The sequence below is a fragment of the Acidimicrobiales bacterium genome (assembly GCA_036273495.1).
Taxonomy (GTDB): Bacteria; Actinomycetota; Acidimicrobiia; order Acidimicrobiales; family JAJPHE01; genus DASSEU01.
In genome coordinates this window covers 1-5,836 of sequence record DASUHN010000026.1, presented here as the reverse complement: position 1 = coordinate 5,836, position 5,836 = coordinate 1, and the positions used below count along the sequence as shown (strand labels likewise).

Here is a 5,836-nt window from a genome sequence, read left to right as displayed (position 1 = left end):
TGGCCCCCTGACCGGGGCCTTCCACCAGCACCAGCACCACCAGCCCCACCCGCTCGCGCAGGGCCGAGACGGCCCGGAGGTCCCCGGCGCTGGCCGCACCGGTGGTGATCACCGCCACGCTCGATCCCCCGCCGTGGCGCCGCAGGGACGCCACCGCCCGGGCCAGGTTGGCGGCTCCGGTGAGGCGGACACCGGCCAGGGCGGCCAGGGCCGCCTCCCAGTGGGCGGGACTGGCGTCGAACCCGGAGTCCAGGCCGGCGGTGGTGGCCAGGCGGGTGACGGCCCCCGAGCGGTGCGAGCCGGTGAGGATGCTGGCCGCCGCCGACACCGCCTCCTCGAACGACTCGGGAGTGTGCACGGCCCGCCTCACATCGAGGAGAACCGTCGTGCGGTGCTGCCAGGGCAGCTCCAGCTGGCGGATCATCAGGTCGTCGGCGCGCGCCGTGGCGGGCCAGTGCACCCGGCGGAGGTCGTCGCCGACCTCGTAGGGGCGCAGGGCGTAGAAGTCCTCGCCCTGGAGGCGCCCGGCGCGCTGGTGGGTGCCGGCGTGAGGGTCGCGGCCCGGGGCGGGGGGCATGCCGGAGATGGGGTCGATGCGCGGGTACACGAGCACCGCCGACGCCCGCCCGACCGTGGCGCCGCCGGACGCCAGGCCGAAGGGGTCCACCAGCCGGAGCGTGATCGGTCCGGTGAGGAAGCGGCCCCGACGGTCGGTGGGGATGCGGTAGGCGGCCCGGCCCGTCTCTCCCGGGCCGAGGGAGGGCACCTGGAACCGGGCCACCAGCCGCCCGTCGTCGAAGGGCTCCTCGGCCACCAGGGGCGGGGTGCGCCGGGTCGTGACGTTGGTGAGGGCCAGGTCGACCCGGCCCGGCTGGCCGAGGTGGACCCGGGTCGGGCGAACCTGGCGGCGGGCGTCGAGCCGGAACGGCACCACCCGGACGTAGATGGCGGCGCCGACCACGGCGGCGGCGGCGGCCACCGCCACCACGTGCAGCTCGAGCAGCCCGAGCAGCCGGCCCGCCAACCAGGAAGCTCCCGCGCTGGCCAGAACCAGCCAGCCGCGGCGGGTCAGCACCGGGCGTCAGCCGGCGGCCAGGCGGCCGGCGGGGACCGGCACGGATCCGAGGACCTCGCCCAGGACCTCGCCGACGACGACTCCCGACATCTCCGCCTCGGCCGACAGGCCCAGTCGGTGCTGGAGGACCGGCGCCGCCAGCTCCTTCACGTCGTCGGGGGTCACGAAGTCGCGTCCGAGAGACGCGGCCCGGGCTCGTGCCGCGCGCTGCAACGCCAGCGACGCCCGGGGCGACATGCCGAGGGTCACCGACGGGTGCTGGCGGGTGGCCGCCGCCAGGTCCACCACGTAGGCCCGGATGCTCGGTGCCACGTGCAGGTCGCGCGCCGTGGCGATCATCGTCTCGACCTCCTTGGTCGAGACGACCGGCTCGAGCTCGTCGACGGGGTCGGCGCCGCCGTGGGTCTCGAGGATGGAGACCTCGGCCCGGCGGTCCGGATAGCCGACGTCGATGCGCATGAGGAAGCGGTCGAGCTGGCTGTCGGGAAGCGGATAGGTGCCCTGATGCTCCACCGGGTTCTGGGTGGCGATCACCATGAACGGGCTCGGCAGGCGGTAGGTCGTCGTGTCGACCGTGACCTGGCGCTCCTCCATCGCCTCGAGGAGCGCCGACTGGGTCCGGGGCGAGGCCCGGTTGATCTCGTCGGCAAGAACGATCTCCGAGAAGATCCCCCCCGGGCGGAACTCGAACTGGCCGTTGGCCCGGTTGTACACGTTCACCCCGGTCACGTCCGACGGCAGCAGGTCCGGCGTGAACTGGATGCGGTGCCACTGGCAGTCGAACGAGGCCGCCATGGCCTTGGCCAGACTGGTCTTGCCGACGCCCGGCACGTCCTCGATCAGCAGGTGGCCCTCGGCGACCAGGCACACCAGCGCCAGGCGCACGACCTCGTCCTTGCCCTGGATGACGCGCTCGACGTTGGTGGCCACCGCCTCGAAGCGCTCGGCAAAGCCCGCCATCCCTGCGCCCAACGATCGCTGCCTGGCCAAGCGCCCCTCCTCGGTAGGCCGCCGGTCGCCTCCCGGCGGGCCCCGCCAGTTAACAAGTTGCCGGCCGGTATCGTCACGGCCGTGGCCGGCCCGCCGTCGTCGCGCCCGCCGTGCCTGGCCCTGGACATCGGCGGAACCAAGCTGGCGGCGGCGGTCGTGGACGGGGACGGGGCGGTGCTGGCCGCCGCCCGGCGCCCCACTCCCCGCCGGCCCGATCCCGCCGACGCCGAGGCGCTGTTCGCGGCCCTCTCCCGGCTCGTCGCCTCGGTGCTGGCGTCCGCCCCCCCGGGGGCCGGGCCGGCTCTCTGCGGCGTCGCCTGTGGCGGCCCCATGACCCGCGACGGCGAGGAGGTGTCCCCCCTCAACATCCCGGGGTGGCGGGGCTTCCCCCTCCGGACGCGGGTGGCCGAGCTCACCGGCCTGCCGACCACTGTCGACAACGACGCCAAGGCCCTGGCGCTCGGAGAGGGATGGCGGGGTGCCGCCTCGGGCTGCGCCGACTTCATCGCCATGGTCGTGTCGACCGGTGTCGGCGGGGGGATCGTGCTCGACGGCCGCCTCCTGGACGGCGCCGACGGCAACGCCGGCCATATCGGCCACGTCACCGTGGTGCCGAACGGGCGGATCTGCGCCTGCGGGGCGCGGGGATGCCTGGAGGCCGAGGCCTCGGGCACCGGCATCGCCGCCACCACCGGGAGCCCGGCGGCGGAGGCGGGCCCCGAGGTCGTGGCGCGCGCCGGGCGGCTGGTCGGGAGAGCGGTCGGATCGGTGGCCAATCTGCTTGACCTACGCCTGGCCGTCGTGGGCGGTTCAGTGGCCCTCGGCTTCGGCACCCCCTTCTTCCGCGCCGCCCAGCGGGAGATCGACCGGCGCAGCCGCCTCGACTTCAGCCGGGGGACGCGGATCGTCCCGGCCGGCCTGGGCGCCGACGGTGGCCTGGTCGGGGCGGCGGCCCTGGCGTACCGGGCCCACAGGGACCGCAGCGGAGAGAAGTAGCCTCGACGGCGATGGAGGTGCGCTACCCCCCCGAGGCCGAGGCCTACCGGGAGAAGGTCCAGGCCTTCCTGGCCGAGCACCTGCCGACGGGCTGGAAGGGCATCGGCGCCCTCGAGCTCGAGGAGCGGGAGGCCTTCGAGTCCGAGTGGCGGCGCACCCTCTACGAGAACGGCCTGCTCGCGCCGTCGTGGCCCCGCGAATTCGGCGGCGCCGGCCTGTCGGCGCTGGAGCAGGTGATCGTGGCCGAGGAGTTCGCCCGGGCCGGGGTGCCGGCTCGCGGCGGCCACGACGTGTTCGGCATCCAGATGATCGGCAACACCCTGTTGGAGTGGGGCACCGACGAGCAGAAGCGCCACTTCCTGCCCCGCATCCTCTCGGGCGAGGACAGGTGGTGCCAGGGTTACTCCGAGCCCAACGCCGGATCCGACCTCGGCAACCTGGGCTGTCGCGCCGGGCTCGACGGGGACGAGTGGGTGATCGACGGCCAGAAGGTGTGGACGTCGCTCGGGCACAAGGCCAACTGGATCTTCGTGCTCACCCGCACCGACCCGAGCGCGGCCAAGCACCGGGGCATCACCTTCCTGCTGTGCCCGATGGACCAGCCCGGGGTGCAGGTGCGCCCGATCCGGATGATCACCGGGGAGTCCGAGTTCAACGAGGTCTTCTTCGAGGGAGCGCGCACGGCGGCCCACAACGTGGTGGGCGAGGTCAACGGGGGGTGGGGCGTGGCCATGACCCTGCTCGGCTACGAGCGGGGGGAGGCGGCGGCCACCATGCCGATCGAGTTCCGCCTGGAGCTGGACCGGCTGCTGCAGCTCGCCTCCGAGCGGGGCCGCACGGCCGACCCGGTCGTGCGCCAGCGCCTGGCGTGGTGTTACTCCCAGGTCGAGGTGATGCGCTTCCTCGGCTACCGCAGCCTCACCAACTTCGTGGCGGGACGGCAACCCGGGCCCGAGTCATCCATCTTCAAGGTGTTCTGGAGCGAGTACCACCAGCAGGTCACCAACCTGGCCATGGACATCCTCGGGCCCGACGGGCTGGTGCCCACCGGCAAGCGCCCCGCCACCGCCTTCCAGACCGACGACCCCGGCGCGCCCAACAGCACGGGGTCGTGGGCGGGCACCTTCCTCAACGCCCGGGCCGGGACCATCTACGCCGGCACGGCGCAGGTCCAGCGCAACATCCTCGGAGAGATGGTGCTCGGCCTGCCCAAGGAGCCGCGGGCCGACGGGGGGGCCTGGAACGAGTCCCGGCGCTGACCCGGCTCCTCGACCGGCGGTCGGTGCTGCAGCTGATCGGGCGGCCCGGTCTGTGGCCGACCGCGCTGGCCACGGTGCGGCGGCTGGCCGTCCCCGGGTGGTGGCGCCGGGCCCCGCACCTGCCCCTACCCGACGAGCGCTATCTCGCGTTCCGCATGGAGACGGCCTACGGGGACCCCGGCCATCCCCCGGAGGCCGCCGACCTGGTCGACTACCTCGAATGGTGCCGGCGGCGGCGCCGCTCCGGCCGCTACCTTTAGCGGCGATGCAGCTCCCACCACCCAAGCTCCCGTCAGGGCGGGCCCGGAACCTCTGAGCCCCAGGCCATGTCGCGCTCCTTGGTCCTCAACGCCACGTTCGAGCCTCTCTGTGTCGTGGCCTCCAGGCGGGCGCTCGTGCTGGTGCTGGCCGAGCGGGCGGAGCTGGTCCACCCCTCGGAGCGCTTCTTCCACTCGGAGCGGATGACCTTCCCCGAGCCGTCGGTCGTGCGGCTGTCGCGCTACGTGAAGATCCCGTACCAGACGCGGGTGGCCCTCAACCGGCGGGGCGTCTTCGCCCGGGACAGCCACCGCTGCCAGTACTGCGGGGCGGCGGCCGAGAACATCGACCACGTCGTGCCCCGCAGCCGGGGTGGCACCCACACGTGGGAGAACGTGGTGGCGTCGTGCCGGTCGTGCAACGCCCGCAAGGAGGACCGCACACCGCACGAGGCCGGCCTGGTGCTGCGCAGCCATCCCGCCCAGCCCCGGAACCGGATGTGGGCGGTGATCGCCGGGGGGGCGGTGCTGCCGGCCTGGGAGCCGTACCTCGGCGCCATCCCGGCGCTGTCGGCCTGACGGCCCGGCCCGCCCCGTGCCCCACGCCTGGCCCGCCGAGCGACTGACCGCGCACCCGGCCCGCATCCACGGGCGGGACGCCGAGCTCGATGACCGCCGGGTCGTCCTGTGCCGGCCGACGGTCCCGGCCCTGGTGCTCGGCAGCACTCAGCCGGCCGAGGCCTTCGACCCCTCGCTGGCCGCCGCCCGGGGGCTGGAGATCGTGCGCCGGCGCAGCGGAGGAGGCGCAGTGCTGGTCCGGCCCGGCCGGCTCCTGTGGGTCGAGGTGGTCGTGCCGGTCGGGGATCCCCTGTGGGAGGAGGACCTGGGCCGTTCGTTCCTCTGGCTGGGGCGGGCCTGGGAGGAGGCGCTGCGCGCATGTGGCGTGTCCCGGGCCGGCGTGTACGAGGGCCCGTTGATGCACAGCCGCTGGTCGCGGACGATCTGCTTTGCCGGGCTGGGGCCGGGGGAGGTCACGGTGGCGGGGCGGAAGGTGGTGGGGCTCTCGCAGCGCCGCCGCCGGCGGGGGGCGGTGTTCCAGTGCGCCGCCCTCCTCGAGTGGGAGCCCGAGGACACCGCCGGCCTCCTGGCCGGGACCGAGGACGAGCGGGCCGAGCTGGCCCGGGAGCTGGGCCAGCTGGCCGGCCCCGTGGGGGTCGACGAGCAGATCCTCACCACCGCCTTCACCCACTCCCTGCCCT

Annotated in this window: 7 protein-coding genes; 5 read left to right on the top strand and 2 right to left on the bottom strand. The window is 74.5% G+C overall.

From position 1 onward, the window contains the following. Nucleotides 1-1,075, bottom strand: a 1,075-nt coding sequence (locus VFW24_01190; GenBank protein ID HEX5265364.1) for a DUF58 domain-containing protein, incomplete at its 3' end; no start/stop codon positions are given. A gap of 6 nt (nt 1,076-1,081) precedes the next feature. After that, complete coding sequence (locus tag VFW24_01185) at nt 1,082-2,065, bottom strand: MoxR family ATPase (GenBank protein HEX5265363.1); 984 nt, start codon at nt 2,063-2,065, stop codon at nt 1,082-1,084. A gap of 81 nt (nt 2,066-2,146) precedes the next feature. Here VFW24_01185 and VFW24_01180 point away from each other — a divergent pair, with 81 nt between their 5' ends. The 5 genes from VFW24_01180 to VFW24_01160 all read left to right on the top strand — a co-directional run. Next, a complete protein-coding gene (locus tag VFW24_01180; protein HEX5265362.1) occupies nt 2,147-3,061 on the top strand; it encodes an ROK family protein in 915 nt (304 codons plus the stop codon). An 11-nt stretch (nt 3,062-3,072) separates the two neighbouring features. After that, nucleotides 3,073-4,320 carry an acyl-CoA dehydrogenase family protein gene (locus VFW24_01175; GenBank protein HEX5265361.1) on the top strand — a complete coding sequence of 416 codons (1,248 nt, stop codon included), beginning with the start codon at nt 3,073-3,075 and terminating at the stop codon, nt 4,318-4,320. A 23-nt stretch (nt 4,321-4,343) separates the two neighbouring features. Next, nucleotides 4,344-4,580, top strand: a complete 237-nt coding sequence (locus VFW24_01170; GenBank protein HEX5265360.1) for a hypothetical protein — start codon at nt 4,344-4,346, stop codon at nt 4,578-4,580. Between the two features lie 66 nt (nt 4,581-4,646). After that, the gene (locus tag VFW24_01165) at nt 4,647-5,156 is read left to right on the top strand and encodes an HNH endonuclease (protein ID HEX5265359.1); all 510 of its coding nucleotides are present in this window, start codon (nt 4,647-4,649) and stop codon (nt 5,154-5,156) included. Nucleotides 5,157-5,172: 16 nt separating this feature from the next. Then, a partial coding sequence (locus VFW24_01160) for a hypothetical protein (protein ID HEX5265358.1) occupies nt 5,173-5,836 on the top strand: 664 nt, incomplete at its 3' end.

What these genes read in the sequence shown, in the direction of transcription:
- VFW24_01175 (HEX5265361.1), top strand. Translation starts at nt 3,073, where the DNA reads ATGGAGGTGCGCTACCCCCCCGAGGCCGAGGCCTACCGGGAGAAGGTC.
- VFW24_01165 (HEX5265359.1), top strand. Translation starts at nt 4,647, where the DNA reads ATGTCGCGCTCCTTGGTCCTCAACGCCACGTTCGAGCCTCTCTGTGTC.